This window comes from Streptomyces sp. NPDC033966 (assembly GCF_055575955.1).
In genome coordinates this window covers 603939-620961 of sequence record NZ_JBVIRQ010000003.1, presented here as the reverse complement: position 1 = coordinate 620961, position 17023 = coordinate 603939, and the positions used below count along the sequence as shown (strand labels likewise).

The window sequence follows — 17023 nt, the reverse complement described above, 5'->3', positions numbered from 1 at the left end:
ACGAGGCAGCCGGCCCGCGTCATATGAGGTGATATGCACGTGATCTTCTAGCATGGCGTCCCTCCCGTCCCGGCGGTCGTCGCACACCGAGGAGTCGCATGTCCCGAGCAGCACACCGGTCCGCCGCCCGCTCCGCCGCCCTGGCCGCCGCCCTGGCCGCGGCCGTCTTCCTGTCGGCGCCGGCCCCCGCGGCCGCGCCGGCCCACGACCGCGCGGACACCGACGCCGAGGTCACGGCCGGGGAGGCGGCCCTGATCGGCGAGGAGCACGCGCAGGCCCACGCCGACCGGCGCCGTGCCGCCCGGGGCGCCGGCGAGTACCGGCAGGCCACCCGGACCGCGAGCCTGGCCGCGCTCACCGCATCGCAGGCGCTGGCCAACAAGGCCTTCCGCCCGGCGGAATCGGGGAGGTTCGCGGAGTTCTTCCCCTCCCCCGACTTCGGGGTCCACCTCGCCCAGCTGCCGACCGGCAAGGTGCTGCTCTTCTCCTTCGAGCGGGTCGAGACCGACCCCACCAAGGAGACCGGCCCCACCGACCGGATCGGCCGGACCAATGCGGGCCGCGCCTTCCTCTGGGACCCCGCCAAGGGCACCGGCGCGCGGGCCTTCAAGGAGGTCCGGCCGCCGACGGTGCTGATGCCCGACGGCACGTACACCCCGCGCCCCGCCCCGTTCTTCTGCGCCGGGCACGCCTTCCTGCCCAACGGGATGCTCGCGGTCTTCGGCGGCAACAGCGGCGGCAAGGGCGGCAGCGGCGCGAAGCTGTCCTTCGTCTTCGACCCGTGGACCGAGCACTGGTACCGCAACCGGGACATGTCGGTGGGCCGCTGGTACCCGTCGGCCGTCACCGGCGCCGACGGCCGCCAGATCATCATGTCCGGCCAGTCCGAGCGCGGCACGGGCACCCCCACACCGGTGGTGGAGCGGTTCCCGGCGAAGGGGCTGCCGGTGCCGTGGCGGCCGTTCGACATCCCGTTGGACATCGCGGTCGACCGGTTCCGGGCCGACGCGCCCTTCCGCAACGACTACCCCCACCTGTTCTCGCTGCGCGACGGCATGATCTACGGGCTGGGCCGGGACGCCGACCAGCAGTGGCTCTTCGACCCGGTCGAGGAGACACGCCGCGACCTGCCCCGGCGCCCGGCGGACTTCCGCGGCTACGGGTCCGCCGTGCCGCTCCCGGCGGGGCTGCGCGGGCCGGACTCCGTGCTGGTGCTGGGCGGGGACCCGCACGACCCCAACACCTACCGGCTCGCGGGCGGCCGGTGGACCACCGAGCGGCCCCGGGCCTTCGGCCGCACCCAGGACGACACCCTGATCCTGCCGGACGCGACCCTGCTGACCGTCAACGGGGCGCTGAGCACCCGCGACTACGGCAACGGCCCCTTCAACCCCAAGGCCGACCTCAAGTACCGGCAGACCGAGCTGCGCGACGCCAAGGGGCGCTGGCGGCTCGGCCCGGCCCAGCGGCTGCCGCGGGGCTACCACTCCAACGCCCTGGTGATGCCCGACGGGCGGGTGATGGTGACCGGTGACGAGCTCCAGCAGATCGCCAACGACCCCGACATCCGGGACTCGATGGACGGCAGCATCGAGATCTACGAGCCCGCGTACCTGCACAAGGGCGGCGCCCGGCCGGCCCTGGACCGCGCGCCCCGGGGCGAACTCGCCCACGGCGCAGCCTTCGAGGTGCGCAGCTCCACCGCCGCCGCCGTCCGGCGGGCCGTGCTGCTGGCGCCGACCACCGTCACCCACGCGGTGAACACCAGCCAGCGGCACCTGGAGCTGCCGGTCACCGGGGTGCGCGGCGACGCCGTCGGGCTGCGCACCCCGCCGACGGCGGCGGACGCCCCGCCCGGGTACTACATGCTGTTCCTGCTCGACGCGCGCGGGGTGCCCAGTACGGCCAAATGGGTGAAGCTCGGCCTGCGCTGACGCCCTGACCAGGGCACCCGCCGGGCGTGTCGCCCGGATGGGTGTGCGGCGGGCCCCCCGGCACGACACGCCGCCGGGGGGCTCGTAGCGTCGTCAGCACCCGGGCCACCGGCCCGGACGGACCCGGAGGTCCGGGTCAGGGGGGTCTCCCGACGAGAGGCCGTACCGATGGGAAGCGACGTCTCCATAGCCGGGCCGCTCCGGATCCACCGGGGCAATGCCGAGCCCGAGGAACTGGCCGCGATCACGGTGGTGGTCGCCTGCCTCGCGGGCCGGGCCGCGCAGGCCCCGCCCCGGCCGGGCCGGGGCGCGCACCACCGCCCGCAGCCGCGGCCCGCGGGCCACGGCTGCTGGGCGGGGTGCTGGGCCTGCCGCTGAGCGGGCCCGGTGTCCTTCAGGAGCGGCGCAGCAGCCGCGTCATGGCGTCCATGAGTTCCCCGCGCGGGTCGGCGGCCGGGCCTTCGGAGCGCCAGGCGACGAACCCGTCGGGGCGTACGAGGACGGCGCCGTCGGCGGGCAGTTCGTGGAGCCGGTCCCAGCCCGGCGCGCCGTCCGGCTGGACCAGGTCGGCGTCCGGCGCCGCGCCGACGGTGTAGGCGTCCAGGTGCGCGCCGAGCTCCCGCGCGACCTGCCCGGCCGCCTCCTGCCAGGGCGTGCCCGGGCTGCTGAGCAGCACGAACGAGGTCTCGTACAGGTCCAGCGACGAGATCCGCCGGCCGGCCTGGGTGAGCCACATGTGCGGTGCCCTGGTGCCGATGTCGCCCTTGAGGCGCATCTCCTCCGGGATGACCGGCCGTGCGGGGTCGCCGCCGAGGACGGCGCCCTTCGGGTAGCAGTAGCCCATGGCCGTGGTGAGGACCCCGCTGCCGGGGCCGCCGCCCATGGTGGGCGGGGGCACGTACCCGGGGTGGCTGTGCTCGGCCGAGCGGGCGGAGGCGCGCTCGCTGGTGGCACGGGCCACGGGGAGGCGCTCCTCCTCGTAGCTGTCGAGCAGGCGGGGGCCGGCGGAGCCGTTCAGTACCGCCGCGATCTTCCAGGCGAGGTTGTGCGCGTCCTGGATGCCGGTGTTGGAGCCGAAGGCCCCGGTCGGGCACATCTCGTGGGCGGCGTCGCCCACCACGAAGACCCGGCCGACGGAGTACTGCTCGGCGACCCGTTCGGCCGCGTGCCAGGGGGCCTTGCCGCCGATCTCCACGTCGAGGTCGGGGAGCCCGATGGCCTCGCGGATCTGCGTGGCGCAGCGCTCCTCGGTGAAGTCCTCCAGGGTCTCGCCCGTCTCCGGGTGCCAGGGGGCGTGGAAGACCCACTGGGTCTCGTTGTCGACGGGCAGCAGTGCTCCGTCGGCGCCCGGCCGCATCAGGTAGCAGACGATGAAGCGCAGGTCGCCGAGGGCCTCGGCGAGGTGCTCCGAGCGGAAGACGATGCTCACGTTGTGGAAGAGCTCGCCGTTGCCCGTCTGGCGGATGCCGAGCGCCTCGCGGACGGGGCTGCGCGGGCCGTCCGCGGCGATCAGGAAGTCGGCGCGGACGGTGATGTGCTCGCCCGTCTCCCGGTCCTTCACCAGGGCGGTCACTCCCGTGGCGTCCTGGTCGAAGCTCATCAGTTCGGTGGCGAAGCGCACGTCGGCCCCCTGGGCGCGGCTGTGCGCGGCCAGGACCGGCTCGATGTTGTTCTGGCTGCACAGGCACCAGCCGGTCGGGCTGAAGCGGGCCAGCGCCCCGGACGGGTCGACGGCCTTGATGAGCCACTTGTGCTCGCCGCCGACGAGGGCCTGGGTCTGCAGGATGCCCTGATTGGCCTCCAGCGCGGAGGCCTCCTCTCGGATGGCGGGTTCGACGCCCGCCGTCCGGAACAGTTCCATCGTCCGGGCGTTGATACCCCGTCCCCGCGGGTGGACGGAGGTCCCGGCGTGCTTCTCGACCACCATGTGCCTGATGCCGTGGCGGCTCAGGAACAGCGAGGTGGAGAGGCCTACGAGGGAACCGCCCACGACGAGGACCGGTACGCGGACATCGGCATGCTCTTCCATCGGCTGCGGACTCCTGTTTCGTGTGGGGGGCAGTGGACGCCTTATGCCCCCGATCAGGGTTCTCGCCCTGGCGAGTCGCGTCTTGTCACCCGCTTGATCCGGAGATGTCGCGATCCGTACCCGGCCGGATGACGATGAGCGACAGCGGCGGACCCACTTGGGCCACACCGTCCGCCGTTCCCCACCGCGCAGGCCCGCGTGGCCCGCCGGGCCCGCGCCACCGGCGGTAGCCGCCCACGGGCACCGAACCGACCCCGCGCCGGCCCCAGGCCCTCACGAAGGAGTGAGCAGATGACAACCACCCTGTCCGAACGGGTGTCTCAGTCCGCGTTCGACGGCTCCATGCTGCGGGTCGTCCTGCTGATGGACCTCCACGAAGGCGCCCAGCAGCGGTTCTTCGACGCCTACGAGCAGCTGCGCCACGACATCGCCTCGGTGCCGGGCCACCTCGGCGACCAGCTCTGCCAGTCCTTCGCGAACCCTTCCCAGTGGCTGATCACCAGCGAGTGGGAGAGCGCCCCGCAGTACCTCGCCTGGGTGAACAGCGAGGAGCACGTCGCGCAGGTGAAGCCGCTGGGCGCCTGCGCCCGCTCGATGCGGCCGCTGACCTTCACCGTCCTGCGCGAGACCGGCAAGCGGTACGAGGCGCCCGAGCGGGCGTCGGGCCGGCTCCAGGGCGCGCCCCGGCTGGGCGAGGGCGTCGTCCGGCACGCGCTGACCTTCACGGTGAAGCCGGGCAGCGAGGAGAAGGTCGCGGAGATCCTCTCCTCGTACTCCTCGCCCGCCGCCCGCGTCGACGACCACACCCGGCTCCTGCGCACCTCGCTGTTCATGCACGGCAACCGGGTCGTGCGGGCCGTGGAGGTGCAGGGCGACCTGACGGCGGCGCTGCGGCACGTGTCGGAGCAGCCCGAGGTGCGGGCCGTCGAGCAGGCCATCAACCCTTATCTGGAACAGGACCGGGACCTGTCCGACCCGGAGTCGGCGCGGATGTTCTTCATGCGCGCGGGCCTGCCGGCCGTCCACCACGTGGCCGCGCACGGACCGCGGCCCGACGAGGTGACGCGGCACGCGCTGTTCTACCCGGCGAAGCCGGGCTGCGGGCCGCTCGTCGCCCGCTTCCTGGCCCGCCAGGACGAGACGGCCGCGAAGGTCCCCACCTCCCCGGTGCTGAGCAGCAGCATCTTCCAGCGCGACGACGTGGTGGTGCGCCTCCTCGACGTCAAGGGCCCGGCCGACGGCCGTTTCGCGGCCGGCTTCGGCATCGAGGGGCCCCGCAAGGCGGCGGTCCTGAACCGCCTGCTGGCCGGAACGCCCGGCGGCGGGCCGGCCGCCCCCCACCCCATGGACCTGATCACCGACCGCCGGGCCCCGGCGCAGTCCTGATCCGGACGGGCCCGCCCCGGGCACGCCCCGGACCCGGCCCCCGCACCACCCCCGTCACGACCCGGCAGCCCACGCGCACGCCAAGGCTCCGATCCGCCAGGAGGAAGTCAGCATGACCAGACATCAGCCGCGCATCGTCGACCTCAGCGAGACCCAGCCCAACCGCAGGCGCGGAGGGGACCTGCGCGCCGTGCTCACCCCGACCTCGGTGGGCTCGACCAGCGGCTTCATGGGTCTGGCGGTGATGGCCCCCGGCGAGTCGATCGCCGAGCACTACCATCCGTACTCCGAGGAGTTCGTGTACGTGGTCGCCGGGACCCTGGAGGTCGACCTCGACGGCGAGACCCACCCGCTGCGCACCGACCAGGGACTGCTGGTCCCGCTGAACGTGCGCCACCGGTTCCGCAACGTCGGCGGCACCGAGGCCCGGATGGTGTTCCACCTCGGCCCCCTCGCCCCGGATCCGAAGCTCGGGCACGTGGACACCGAGGAGGCGCCGAACCCGGACGCCTCCGCCTGGGCGGAGCGTCCGCCGGAGCGCTCAGGGGTGGTCTCGTGACGCGCCGGCGGGTGGCCGTCACCGGGGTGGGCGTCGTCGCCCCGGGCGGCATCGGCACCGCCGCCTTCTGGGACCTGCTGTCCAACGGGCGTACGGCGACCCGTGGCATCACCCTCTTCGACCCCTCCGGGTTCCGCTCCCGGATAGCCGCCGAGGTCGACTTCGACCCCCGTGAGCACGGCCTCACCGAGGACGAGTCGGCCCGGGCCGACCGCTACATCCAGTTCGCCCTGGTCGCCGCCCGCGAGGCGATGGCCGATGCCGGGCTGGAGCTCGACGGCGAGGGCGCCTGGCGCACCGGCGTCTCCCTCGGCACCGCGGTCGGCGGTACCACCCGGCTGGAGCACGACTACGTCGCGGTCAGCCAGCACGGGGCGTGGTGGGACGTGGACCACCGTCTCTCCTCCCCCTTCCTGCACCGCGCGTTCACCCCCGCCACCCTCGCCTCGGCGGTGGCGGAGCAGACCGGGGCGCGCGGCCCCGTACAGACCGTCTCCACCGGCTGCACGTCCGGACTCGACGCCGTCGGGTACGCGGTGCACTCCATCCAGGAGGGCCGGATGGACGTGTGCTTCGCCGGCGCGTCGGACTCCCCCGTCTCCCCCATCACGGTGGCCTGCTTCGACGCCATCAAGGCGACCTCGGCGAACAACGAGGACCCGGCGCACGCCTCCCGCCCCTTCGACGCCGACCGGGACGGTTTCGTCCTCGGCGAGGGCGGCGCGGTGCTGGTCCTGGAGGAGCTGGAGCACGCCCGGGCCCGCGGGGCCCGCGTCTACTGCGAGATAGGCGGCTACGCCACCTTCGGCAACGCCCACCACATGACCGGGCTGACCACCGAGGGCCTGGAGATGGCCCGGGCGATATCGACCGCCCTGGCGCAGGCCAGGATCGACGCCACGGACGTCGACTACGTCAACGCGCACGGCTCCGGCACCAAGCAGAACGACCGCCACGAGACGGCGGCGGTCAAGCGGGTGCTCGGCGCCCACGCCTACAAGACGCCGATGACCTCCATCAAGTCCATGGTGGGGCACTCGCTCGGCGCCATCGGGGCGATCGAACTCGCGGCCTGCGTGCTGGCCATGAAGCACCAGGTGGTGCCGCCGACCGCGAACTACGAGACCCCCGACCCCGAATGCGACCTGGACTACGTGCCGCGCACCGCCCGCAGCCACACCCTGCGCAGCGTGCTGTCCGTCGGCAGCGGCTTCGGCGGCTTCCAGTCCGCCGTGGTCATGACCCAGCCCAAGGAGGTACGCGCGTGAACAGACCTACCACCGGCAAGCCGGTGGCCGTCACGGGCATCGGGGTCGTCGCGCCCAACGGGATCGGTGCCGCCGCCTTCTGGAAGGCGACCCAGGCGGGCGAGAGCGTCCTGGACCGGGTGACCCGGCAGGGGTGCGAGCACCTTCCGGTGCGGGTCGCCGGCGAGGTACGGGGCTTCGAGCCCGGGGAGCTGGTCGAGGACCGGTTCCTCGTGCAGACCGACCGGTTCAGCCATTACGCGCTGGCCGCGGCGGACCTGGCGCTGGAGCACGCCCGGCTGGGCCGGGCGGACTACGAGGACGATCCGTACGCGGTGGGCGTCGTCACCGCGGCCGGTTCGGGCGGCGGCGAGTTCGGGCAGCGCGAGCTCCAGCGGCTGTGGGGGCAGGGCCCCCGCTACGTCGGCCCGTACCAGTCGATCGCCTGGTTCTACGCGGCCAGCACCGGCCAGGTCTCCATCCGGCGCGGGTTCAAGGGTCCCTGCGGGGTGGTGGCGAGCGACGAGGCGGGCGGGCTGGACGCCTTCGCGCACGCCGCCCGCGGGATCCGCCAGGGCAGCCGGGCCATGCTGGTCGGCGCCACGGAGGCGCCGCTCGCCCCGTACTCGGTGGTCTGCCAGCTCGGGTACGAGGGGCTCAGCACCGCCGAGGACCCGGAGCGCGCCTACCGGCCCTTCACCGCGAAGGCCTGCGGCTTCGTCCCGGCCGAGGGCGGCGCCATGTTCACCGTCGAGGACGCCGTGGCGGCCGAGCGGCGGGGCGCGCCGGTGCGGGCCCTGCTGGCCGGGCACGCCGCCACCTTCACCGGCCCCGGCAGGCGGGAGGAGTCGGGAGAGGGCCTGGCCCACGCGATCCGCGGCGCCCTGCGGGAGGCGGGCCTGGCTCCCGAGGAGGTGGACGTGGTCTTCGCCGACGCCCTGGGCACGCCCGAGGCGGACGCGGCCGAGGCGAGGGCGATCCGGGAGGCGCTCGGCGCGCACGGCGCGAAGGTGCCCGTGACCGCTCCCAAGACCGGTACCGGACGGGCGTACTGCGCGGCCGGCACCCTCGACGCGGCCGCCGCCGTGCTGGCGCTGGAGCACGGTGTCGTCCCTCCCACCCCGAACGTCTTCGACGTCTGCCACGACCTCGACGTGGTCACCGGCAGCGCCCGCGTCGCCCCCCTGCGGACCGCGCTCGTGCTGAGCCGGGGCCGGATGGGTTCGAACGCGGCCCTCGTCCTCCGCAAGGGGCCCGGATCCGGAGCGCCGTGACCGGTACCCCCTTCGTCAGGGCCGGGCGCGGGCAAGGGCCCGGCCCCCCGGAAGCAGGAAAGAGAGAAGGCACCATGTCCGACCGACTGACCCTGGAAGAGCTGGCGACGCTCATGAAGACCGCCGGCATCACCGTCGACCCCACGGAGCTGGCGAGCCGCCCGGACTCCCGGTTCGACGACTACGGCCTGGACTCGCTGGGCCTGCTCGGCATCGTCGGTGAGCTGGAGAACCGGCGGGGCCGCGCGCTGCCCACGGACGCGGACCGCTGCAAGAGCCCGCGCGAGTTCGTCGACCTCGTCAACAACAGCCTCATGACCGGAGCCTGACATGCCTGGACACACCGACAACGAGATCGTGGTCAAAGCCCCCGTCGACGTCGTGTGGGACGTGACCAACGACCTGCCCAACTGGCCGAAGCTGTTCAGCGAGTACGCCTCGATCGAGATCCTGGAGAAGACCGGGAACACCACCCGGTTCCGGCTGGCCATGCACCCGGACGAGAACGGCGTGGTGTGGAGCTGGGTCTCGGAGCGGACGGTGGACCGCGCGGGCCTGACGGTGAAGGCCCGCCGGGTGGAGACCGGCCCGTTCGCGCACATGGACATCCACTGGGAGTACGGCGAGGTGCCGGGCGGGACCCGGATGCGGTGGGTGCAGGACTTCGCGATGAAGCCGGACGCGCCGATCGACGACGCGGGGATGACCGACCGCATCAACCTCAACTCCCGGATCCAGATGGAACTCATCCGGGACAAGATCGAGCAGGGGGGCGGCCGCAAGGCCCCGGCCGGCCGCCGCTGAGGGCTCCTCCCCGTCCACCCGCTCCCCCACCCGAAAGGCACACCTCCCGATGCACCAAGCCCTCATCGTGGCCCGTATGGCACCCGGTTCGGCGCCCGACATCGCCGGCCTGTTCGCCGCCTCGGACGCGGGTGAGCTGCCCCACCTGGTGGGGGTCAGCCGCCGCAGTCTCTTCCAGTTCGGGGACGTGTACATGCACCTGATCGAGGCCGACCGGGACCCGGGTCCGGCCATCGCCCAGGTGACGCGGCACCCGGAGTTCGTCGATCTGAGCGAGCGGCTGTCGGCCTTCGTCAGCCCCCACGACCCGAAGACGTGGCGGAGCCCGAAGGACGCGATGGCCCAGCGGTTCTACGTCTGGGAGCGGGACGCCGCCCGGTAGTCCGTACGGGTGCCCAAGCCGGCGCCGCACCTTCCGGGCGGCCTGGGCACCCACGGCCGGGGCCCGTCGGCCGCGTCCGCTTCACGGCTCGTGACGGGGGGAATTCGGCAGGTAGTTTTTGAATGAATACCTGACTGAATTCCCGTCAACAAGGTTCCGCCTCATATCTCGATTTGATAACGAGATCGCGGAAAAGGCCTGGACCTTTGATCCGCAACGCGCGTAACTCGCTTGATTTAAAAGCGAGTTGACAGTTCATCAAATCAGGCAACAAGGTAACGGATAGATTTCTCGGACCGGTCTCCCGTTTGTCCGAATTCTCCGAGCCGCTCATCTGGCAAGCTTCCGCGCACCCACTCTCCTGACATGGACTTGAGGTGCGCATGACAGCACGATCCGCCGGCCGGCGCCGCAAACCCGGCCACCGGCGCAAACCCCGGAAGCTCATACTCCTCACCGCCGCCATGGCATCGGCGGCGGTACTCGCGGGAGGCATCGCCTACTCCCGCATAGGCGGCGACGCCGAGGCGACCACGACCGCACTGGCCGAGGCACCCGCCGCGGCCGCCGAACCGGCCGCCGCACCGGCCCGGGACGCGGAACCGGCCCCCCTCGCGAAGGCGCCCGCGAATGAGGGCCAGCGCGGCATGGTCTACGACGGCCTGGAGACGGCCCCGAAGGGCGACCGCTGCGTCGGCGTCTACCGCACGAAGGCGGGCCTGTGCACCCACGGGCCCGACGCTCCCCCCGGGGGCGTCGACATCAAGAAGGACGTCGAGCCCGTCGTCCGCACCAAGGCCCCGGCGGCCGACCCCGCCTCCCCGGCCAGCGCCGACCCGGCCGCCGGCGAGGGCGGCGGGCGTCCTCAGGACGCGCCCGCCGCCGACGCCCGCACCGCCGCCGCGAGCGCCAAGGCCCCGGCCCCGCCGGCCTCCGGCAGCCAGGCGGTCGCAGCCGGGCCCGCCGGACAGACCGTCCAGTGCGACGGCGACGGCAGCACCGGCAACCGCGTCCAGGTCGTGTACGTGCACGGCCCCGGCCGCGACCGGTACGCCGAGTACGTGGCCTCGTTCCGCAAGTGGGCGGCCGACGCCGACCTCATCTACGCGGCGAGCGCCAAGGAGACCGGCGGCGTCCGGCACATCCGCTACGTGACGGCCGCCGACTGCACGCCCTCGGTGCTCAACATCGAGCTCCCCGACTCGGCGCTCTCGGAGTTCAGCGCCACCAACAACGCGCTGGCCGGCAAGGGCCTGGACCGCCGCGACCGCAAGTACATGATCTTCGCGGACACCCAGGTGTACTGCGGCATCGGAACCTTCAACGGCGACGAGCGGCCCGGCCAGAACAACCTGAGCAACTTCGGCCCGTCCTACGGACGTACCGACTCGGGCTGCTGGGGCGGCCACACCGCCGCGCACGAACTCGGCCACAACCTGGGCGCGGTCAACAACAGCGCGCCCAACACCAGCCGGGGCGCGCACTGCACGGACGAGTTCGACGTCATGTGCTACTCGGACACCCCGTACTACCCGAAGATGCGCGACGTGTGCCACAACCAGGCCGCCGAGAACATCCTGGACTGCAACCACGACGACTACTTCCACACCAGTCCGAAGGCCGGCAGCTACCTGGCCACGCACTGGAACATCGCCGACAACCAGTTCCTGATGCGGAACGCGGGCGGTGGCGGCACCAACCCGGACCCGAACCCGAACCCGTCGCCGACCGCGAAGCCCAGCCCGTCCCCCACCAAGAAGCCCTCGGGCGCCCCTGCGGTGACGGCGGGCCAGATCCAGTCCGACTCGGTGGTGCTGAGCTGGCCGAAGGCGGAGGGCGCCGCCTGGTACCAGGTGCTGCTGAACGACAAGCACCTGACCTGGGTCCAGTCCACCTCCCTGCGCGTCTACAACCTCAAGCCCGGCACCGCGTACACGGCCGCCGTGTCGGTCCGCGACGGCTCCGGCCGTGACAGCGGCCCCGGCAAGGCCGCGTCGTTCCGTACGGCCGACACGGGCGGCGGCGCCACCACGCCGGGGACCCGCTACGTGCTCGGCAACGGCAGCAGCGGCATGGCCGCCGAGCTGTGGGGCGGGCGCACCGCCGACGGAACCGTGCTCGTCGCGAACCGGTCCAACGGCTACGCGCAGCAGCAGTGGTACTTCGACGACGCGGGCAACGGGACGGTACGGATCAAGTCCGCGGCGACCGGCAAGTGCCTCCAGCCCGGCGGCGCTCCCGCCGCGGGCATGTGGGTCGCGCAGCAGCCCTGCGGGAACTCCGCCGCCCAGCAGTGGCGGGTGACCTCCCGCGACGGCGCGGTGACCATCACCGACCCGAGCGGCGGCTTCGCCCTGACGGTCAGCAACCGGCCCTACTACGGGACCTGGCTGCTCGACCTCCAGCGCGCGGACGGCCGTCAGGCGCAGGTCTGGACGGCCCGCAAGGCCGGCTGAGCCCGGGGGTGTCCGCGACGCGGCGCCCGCCCCCGGGCGGACGGCGCTGCTTCGCGGACACCCCCACCCCTTCGGACCGGCGGGCGGCCGTACTCCCCTACGGCCGCCCGCCCCCTCGTCTCCCCCTCCCGCACCTCCCCTCACCTGGAGCACCGTGCCGATGCGCCGACACCTCCCGAACCTCCCCGCCCTGGCCCTCGCCGCACTGACCCTCCCCCTGCTGTGCCTCGTCCTGGCCATGGGCGCCGCGGGGCCCGCCCACGCCCACGGCGACACCCTGAAGGTGGTCATCACCGGTCAGCGGGACGGCCGTGTCACCGCCGACGTCACCTGGGAGAACGACGGTGACGCCGTCGAGGAGGCCGTGGCCGCCACCGTGAACGCCGTCAGCGCCGACGGGAGCCGTACCGAGGGCCCGTGGCGGCTGGTGCGCGACGCCGGCCGGGCCGCGGGGTGGGTCACGGCCGAGGCGCTGCCGCCCGGTACGTGGAAGGTGACCGTCGACGCGGGCTTCCCCTCGCTCGGGCACACGCACAAGGAGGTCGCGGTTCCGGCCGTGGACCCGGCCCCGTCGGCCCCCGCCCCCTCCGCGCCCCCCTCGCCGGCCCCCTCGGTCCCCGCGAGCCCCTCCGGCCCCGCCGCACCGCCCGCCTCCCCCGCCTCCCCGGCCTCCCCCACGCCCGCACCGTCCGGCGCCTCCGAGGGCTCCGGCGCCTGGTGGACCACCGCCGGGGTGGCCGGCATCGCCCTCGTCGGCGCGGCGGCCGGCGTCTTCCTGCGCCGCTCCCGCCGCTGACGGAGTGTCGCCCGCCCGGCCCGGCGGCGGGCGAGCATGGTGGTCCCCGGAACGGCTCACGGCGTAGGGACTGCACATGAAGGCCACGGAGGTACTGGCGGACGGCTTCGGACGCATCCGGGAGGTGGTGCACGAGGCGGTCGAGGGGCTCACGGCCGAGCAGGTGAACGCCCGGCTCGACCCGGCGGCGAACTCGATCGCCTGGCTGGTCTGGCACCTGACCCGGGTGCAGGACGACCACGTGGCCGAGGTCGCGGGGCTGGACCAGGTCTGGCTGTCGGGCGGCTGGGCCGACCGCTTCGCCCTGCCGCTGCCCGTCGACGGCATCGGCTACGGGCACACCGCCGCCGAGGTGGGCGAGGTCCGCGTCGCCTCCCCCGAACTGCTGCTGGGCTACTACGACGCGGTCCACGAGCAGAGCCTGCGCTTCGTGCGGGGCCTGGCCGCCGCAGACCTCGGCCGGATCGTCGACGAGCGCTGGGACCCGCCGGTCAGTCTGGGCGTACGCCTCGTCAGCGTCCTGACGGACGACCTCCAGCACGCGGGCCAGGCCGCCTACGTGCGGGGCATCCTCCAGCGCGCATCCGCATAGCGGAAAATCATTTCCGTTCTACGATATGTTGAAGGCCGGTCCGGATCGGTCCGGTCCGGCATGCCGGCCCTTCAGCAGCAGGAGGAAATGATGAGCGAGTCCCGCGTCGCCCTGGTCACCGGCTCTTCCTCGGGAATCGGCGCCGCCGTCGCCCGGCGGCTGGCCGACGAGGGCATCCGCGTGGTCGTCAACTCCGCCCGCAGCGCGGAGGCGGGCAAGGAACTGGCCGCCTCCCTTCCGGACGCCGTGTACGTCCAGGGCGACGTCTCCGACGCCGAGGACGCGCGGCGGATCGTCCGCGCCGCGATCGACGCCTACGGCCGGCTCGACATCCTCGTCAACAACGCCGGTGTGACCCGCTTCGTGCCGCTCGACGACCTGGAGGGCGCGGACGCCGCCGCCTGGCGGGAGATCTTCGACGTGAACGTGGTCGGCGCCTGGCAGATGATCACCGCCGCCGTGCCCCACCTGCGGGAGTCCGGGGCGGGTTCCATCGTCAACGTCTCGTCGGTGTCGGCCACGCGCGCCCTGGGGAGTTCGATCCCGTACGCCGTCAGCAAGGCGGCGGTCAACCACATGACGCGGCTGCTGGCCTCCCAGCTCGGCCCCTCCGTCCGCGTCAACGCGGTGGCGCCCGGACTGATCGACACGCCCTGGTACGACGGGGAGCGGGAGGTCTGGGAGAACTCCCGCGAGTGGATCACGAACAACACCCCGCTGCGGCGCGTGGGCGCCCCGGAGGACGTCGCCGAGGCGGCCCTCTACCTGGTGAACGCCGCCTACACGACGGGGGACGTCCTCACCGTCGACGGCGGCCGCCACATCGTCTGACCGGGTCAGGGGGTGTCCGGGCGGTAGGACGCGGTGGCGTGGCCCGCCTCGACGGCGATGTCCAGGGCTCCGCCGGCCGAGGGGTCGTTCAGGGCGTCCTCCGCCTCGCAGCGCCCCAGGCCCGCGCTGCAGCTGACGCGGTAGCGGGTGTCCGTGGGCAGGACGAGCTCCAGGCGGCCGGCGCCGGCGCGTGCGGTGACCTGCTCCGGCGGTGCCGCGAAGCGGGCGTCCGCCCGGCCGGCTCCCGCGCGGATGTCGGCCTGCGGGACGGTGAGGCCGGTGGCCCGCAGGGTGCCGTCGCCGACCCGCGCCCGCAGGGGTCCGCGCAGGTCGGACAGGACCATCGTGCCGGCCCCGACCTCCGCGTCGACCGTCCCGGCCAGGCCGCTGACACTGATGTGGCCCGAGCCGCCGGAGAGCTTCAACGGGACCCCGGCGGGCACGGTCACCGCGAGCCGCACGGAGCAGCCGAGCCCGGCGGCGACGGTGAAGGAGCCGCCCGGGCAGTGCGGGGTGAGCCTGAGGGTGTCGCCCAGCCAGCTCTCCTCGACGACGGGCTCCTCGAACGACCAGGTGAGGTCGGCCCGGTAGCCGACCTGCGCGTCCCCGCGCGGGGTGACGGCCACGTCGGACGAGCCCGCCACCACCTCCACGGCGGTCACCGCCCGGCCGCCGCTGCCCCCGACGGCCGTGCCGCTGCGCACTCCGACGCCGGTCCCCGCCTGCCAGGCGGCCGCCGTCACCACCAGGACGGCGCTGAGCCCGGCGGCGGTGTACCAGGCGAGGCGCGGCCCGCGGTCCCCGGCGGCGGAACCGGTCACGGCGTGCCGTCCAGGAAGCGCAGTACGGCGAGGACCCGGCGGTGGGCCTCGGCGGCCGGGGGCAGGTCGAGCTTGGCGAAGATGTTGTTGATGTGCTTGGCCACCGCGCTCTCGCTCACGACGAGTCCGGCGGCGATCGCCGCGTTGGAGCGGCCTTCCGCCATGAGGGCCAGTACGTCGCGCTCGCGCGGGGTGAGCCGCTCCAGCGGGTCGGGGCCGCCGCGGCGCAGCAGGAGCTGGGCGACGACCTGCGGGTCGAGGGCGGTGCCGCCGGCCGCGACGCGGCGCAGGGCGTCGATGAACTCCTCGACGTCGGCGACGCGCTGCTTGAGCAGGTAGCCGATGCCGGAGCCGCTCCGGGAGGACAGCAGGTCGGCGGCGTAGCGCTCCTCCACGAACTGGGAGAGCAACAGGACGGCGGTCCCCGGGTGCTGGCTGCGGATCATCAGGGCGGCCCGGACCCCCTCGTCGGTGAATCCGGGCGGCATCCGGACGTCCACGAGCGCGAGGTCCGGCCGGTGTTCCTCGACGGCGGCCAGCAGACCTTCGGCGTCGCCGGTTTCGGCGGCCACCTCGAATCCGGCCATTTCCAGGACTTTGACAAGACCTATGCGCAGCAGGACGGAGTCCTCCGCGATCACAGCCCGCACGGCAGCTCCACAGTGACGACGGTCGGGCCCCCGAGGGGGCTGTTGATCAGAATCGTTCCGTCGACCGACCCTACGCGCTTGCGCAGGCCGGTCAGTCCGGTGCCGCCCGCCGGATCCGCGCCGCCGACGCCGTCGTCGGTGACGACGACGCGCAGCAGGTCGCCCCGGCGGCCGCCCGCGAGGCGGCTGACGTGGACCGAACAGCGTTTCGCGCGGGCGTGCTTGGCCACGTTGGCGAGGGCTTCGGAGACGACGAAGTAGGCGACGGCCTCGACGGTGGGGCCCGGCCGCTCGGCGAGGTCCACGGTGAGTCCGACGGGCAGCGGGGCACGGGCGGCGATCCCGGAGAGGGCGGCGTCGAGGCCGCGGTCCTCCAGTACGGCCGGGTGCAGTCCCCGTACCAGGTTGCCGAGTTCCTCGATGGCCTCCTTCGCCTCGCGGTGGGCCTCGTCGATGACGGCCCTGGCCTCGGGCGGCAGGTCGGTGAGGGTGGCGCGGGCGATGCCGAGGTTCATGGCGAGGGAGACCAGGCGCTGCTGGGCGCCGTCGTGCAGGTCGCGTTCGATGCGGCGGCGTTCGAGGTCGGCGGCGTCGAGTACGCCGGCCCGGCTCTCGGCGAGGTCCTCGACGCGGCGCTCGAGTTCGCGGGCCCGGTTGGGGCCGAGGAGGGCGGCCGCGGCGGTGGCGTCGAGCCGGGTGAGGAGCGCGGCCGTCCAGGGGGCGGCGAGCAGGGCGAGCACGCCGAGGCCGGTGATGACGTCGTACTGGGCCGTCCAGCCCGGGGAGGGGAATTCGCCGTCGGAGGGGAGCGCCCAGCACCAGGCGTAGACGGAGGCCGCGGCGGCGCCGCCGGCCCAGGTGAGGACGAGTACGACGGCTCCGGCGGCGGCGAGCGGGCTGACGACGAGGTGGTAGCCGTACTGGCGCCAGGTCGACTCGGAGCGCAGCCGCTCGGCGAGTCCACGTACGGTCGCCCAGCGATGCTCGTGGACGACGGGCGGCACGTCCAGGCCGAGCAGCGTCCGGAAGCGGCTGCGCTGGAGGAGCGTCAGCAGCGGGCGGAGCGCGAGGACGAGGAGCAGCGGGAGGGAGCTGTGGCCGGGGAGGGCCACGAGGGCGGCGGCGCCGAGCAGGAGGGGGAGGGCGGGCGGGATCGCCGCCGTGGCGAAGGCCGTGTTGCGCCAGGCCCACGCCGACCAGGGGGTGTGCGACGCGATCCAGGTGTACGTACGCCTCAGCGCGCCGCGGATTGCCATGTCCGT

17 protein-coding genes are annotated in these 17023 nt (G+C 73.7%); 13 read left to right on the top strand and 4 right to left on the bottom strand.

The features are described from left to right. Positions 1-98: 98 nt before the first annotated feature. Positions 99-1934, top strand: coding sequence for a glyoxal oxidase (locus ACZ518_RS11780; protein WP_469112861.1), 1836 nt, complete (start codon positions 99-101; stop codon positions 1932-1934). Between the two features lie 168 nt (positions 1935-2102). Beyond that, positions 2103-2312 (top strand): acyl-CoA carboxylase subunit epsilon, encoded by a 210-nt coding sequence (locus ACZ518_RS11775; protein ID WP_469112860.1) that lies wholly within the window; start codon positions 2103-2105, stop codon positions 2310-2312. A gap of 16 nt (positions 2313-2328) precedes the next feature. Here ACZ518_RS11775 and ACZ518_RS11770 read toward each other — a convergent pair whose 3' ends face one another. Next, positions 2329-3963 (bottom strand): FAD-dependent oxidoreductase, encoded by a 1635-nt coding sequence (locus tag ACZ518_RS11770; RefSeq protein WP_469112859.1) that lies wholly within the window; start codon positions 3961-3963, stop codon positions 2329-2331. A 291-nt stretch (positions 3964-4254) separates the two neighbouring features. On the opposite strand from ACZ518_RS11770, the gene ACZ518_RS11765 reads away from it, so the two are divergent. The 11 genes from ACZ518_RS11765 to ACZ518_RS11715 all read left to right on the top strand — a co-directional run bounded on the left by ACZ518_RS11765 (position 4255) and on the right by ACZ518_RS11715 (position 14290). Then, positions 4255-5349, top strand: coding sequence for a SchA/CurD-like domain-containing protein (locus tag ACZ518_RS11765; protein ID WP_469112858.1), 1095 nt, complete (start codon positions 4255-4257; stop codon positions 5347-5349). A 112-nt stretch (positions 5350-5461) separates the two neighbouring features. Continuing rightward, a complete protein-coding gene (locus ACZ518_RS11760; RefSeq protein ID WP_469112857.1) occupies positions 5462-5908 on the top strand; it encodes a cupin domain-containing protein in 447 nt (148 codons plus the stop codon). Beyond that, positions 5905-7176, top strand: a complete 1272-nt coding sequence (locus ACZ518_RS11755; protein ID WP_469112856.1) for a beta-ketoacyl-[acyl-carrier-protein] synthase family protein — start codon at positions 5905-5907, stop codon at positions 7174-7176. The genes ACZ518_RS11760 and ACZ518_RS11755 overlap by 4 nt, the downstream gene beginning before the upstream one ends. After that, complete coding sequence (locus ACZ518_RS11750) at positions 7173-8429, top strand: beta-ketoacyl synthase N-terminal-like domain-containing protein (RefSeq protein WP_469112855.1); 1257 nt, start codon at positions 7173-7175, stop codon at positions 8427-8429. The genes ACZ518_RS11755 and ACZ518_RS11750 overlap by 4 nt, the downstream gene beginning before the upstream one ends. 74 nt (positions 8430-8503) lie before the next feature. Beyond that, a complete protein-coding gene (locus ACZ518_RS11745; protein ID WP_007262353.1) occupies positions 8504-8758 on the top strand; it encodes an acyl carrier protein in 255 nt (84 codons plus the stop codon). A gap of 1 nt (position 8759) precedes the next feature. Beyond that, entirely contained in the window at positions 8760-9233 is a 474-nt protein-coding gene (locus ACZ518_RS11740; RefSeq protein WP_469112854.1) for an SRPBCC family protein, read from the top strand. Positions 9234-9282: 49 nt separating this feature from the next. Further along, positions 9283-9615 (top strand): TcmI family type II polyketide cyclase, encoded by a 333-nt coding sequence (locus tag ACZ518_RS11735; RefSeq protein WP_007262355.1) that lies wholly within the window; start codon positions 9283-9285, stop codon positions 9613-9615. A 383-nt stretch (positions 9616-9998) separates the two neighbouring features. Beyond that, on the top strand, positions 9999-12071 hold the full coding sequence (locus ACZ518_RS11730; RefSeq protein ID WP_469112853.1) for an RICIN domain-containing protein: 2073 nt from the start codon (positions 9999-10001) through the stop codon (positions 12069-12071). 160 nt (positions 12072-12231) lie between these two features. Further along, positions 12232-12867, top strand: coding sequence for a hypothetical protein (locus ACZ518_RS11725; protein ID WP_469112852.1), 636 nt, complete (start codon positions 12232-12234; stop codon positions 12865-12867). A 76-nt stretch (positions 12868-12943) separates the two neighbouring features. Further along, positions 12944-13459, top strand: a complete 516-nt coding sequence (locus ACZ518_RS11720; RefSeq protein ID WP_469112851.1) for a mycothiol transferase — start codon at positions 12944-12946, stop codon at positions 13457-13459. A 90-nt stretch (positions 13460-13549) separates the two neighbouring features. Beyond that, positions 13550-14290: an SDR family NAD(P)-dependent oxidoreductase gene (locus ACZ518_RS11715; protein WP_469112850.1), complete on the top strand. Its 741-nt coding sequence runs from the start codon at positions 13550-13552 to the stop codon at positions 14288-14290. 5 nt (positions 14291-14295) lie between these two features. Here the strand turns inward: ACZ518_RS11715 and ACZ518_RS11710 are convergent, their stop codons facing one another. The 3 genes from ACZ518_RS11710 to ACZ518_RS11700 are packed head-to-tail and all read right to left on the bottom strand — an operon-like array spanning position 14296 to position 17017. Beyond that, positions 14296-15111, bottom strand: a complete 816-nt coding sequence (locus ACZ518_RS11710; RefSeq protein ID WP_469112849.1) for a DUF4097 family beta strand repeat-containing protein — start codon at positions 15109-15111, stop codon at positions 14296-14298. Continuing rightward, complete coding sequence (locus ACZ518_RS11705) at positions 15108-15761, bottom strand: response regulator transcription factor (RefSeq protein WP_469112848.1); 654 nt, start codon at positions 15759-15761, stop codon at positions 15108-15110. Before ACZ518_RS11705 ends, ACZ518_RS11710 begins: the two co-directional genes overlap by 4 nt. Continuing rightward, positions 15749-17017: a sensor histidine kinase gene (locus ACZ518_RS11700; protein ID WP_469112847.1), complete on the bottom strand. Its 1269-nt coding sequence runs from the start codon at positions 17015-17017 to the stop codon at positions 15749-15751. The genes ACZ518_RS11705 and ACZ518_RS11700 overlap by 13 nt, the downstream gene beginning before the upstream one ends. Positions 17018-17023 lie beyond the last annotated feature (6 nt).

Bases quoted from the DNA above. Each gene is read 5' to 3' on its own strand.
- ACZ518_RS11780 (WP_469112861.1), top strand. From the start codon at position 99: ATGTCCCGAGCAGCACACCGGTCCGCCGCCCGCTCCGCCGCCCTGGCC.
- ACZ518_RS11775 (WP_469112860.1), top strand. From the start codon at position 2,103: ATGGGAAGCGACGTCTCCATAGCCGGGCCGCTCCGGATCCACCGGGGC.
- ACZ518_RS11770 (WP_469112859.1), bottom strand. From the start codon at position 3,963: ATGGAAGAGCATGCCGATGTCCGCGTACCGGTCCTCGTCGTGGGCGGT.
- ACZ518_RS11765 (WP_469112858.1), top strand. From the start codon at position 4,255: ATGACAACCACCCTGTCCGAACGGGTGTCTCAGTCCGCGTTCGACGGC.
- ACZ518_RS11760 (WP_469112857.1), top strand. From the start codon at position 5,462: ATGACCAGACATCAGCCGCGCATCGTCGACCTCAGCGAGACCCAGCCC.
- ACZ518_RS11745 (WP_007262353.1), top strand. From the start codon at position 8,504: ATGTCCGACCGACTGACCCTGGAAGAGCTGGCGACGCTCATGAAGACC.
- ACZ518_RS11740 (WP_469112854.1), top strand. From the start codon at position 8,760: ATGCCTGGACACACCGACAACGAGATCGTGGTCAAAGCCCCCGTCGAC.
- ACZ518_RS11735 (WP_007262355.1), top strand. From the start codon at position 9,283: ATGCACCAAGCCCTCATCGTGGCCCGTATGGCACCCGGTTCGGCGCCC.
- ACZ518_RS11730 (WP_469112853.1), top strand. From the start codon at position 9,999: ATGACAGCACGATCCGCCGGCCGGCGCCGCAAACCCGGCCACCGGCGC.
- ACZ518_RS11725 (WP_469112852.1), top strand. From the start codon at position 12,232: ATGCGCCGACACCTCCCGAACCTCCCCGCCCTGGCCCTCGCCGCACTG.
- ACZ518_RS11720 (WP_469112851.1), top strand. From the start codon at position 12,944: ATGAAGGCCACGGAGGTACTGGCGGACGGCTTCGGACGCATCCGGGAG.
- ACZ518_RS11715 (WP_469112850.1), top strand. From the start codon at position 13,550: ATGAGCGAGTCCCGCGTCGCCCTGGTCACCGGCTCTTCCTCGGGAATC.
- ACZ518_RS11700 (WP_469112847.1), bottom strand. From the start codon at position 17,017: ATGGCAATCCGCGGCGCGCTGAGGCGTACGTACACCTGGATCGCGTCG.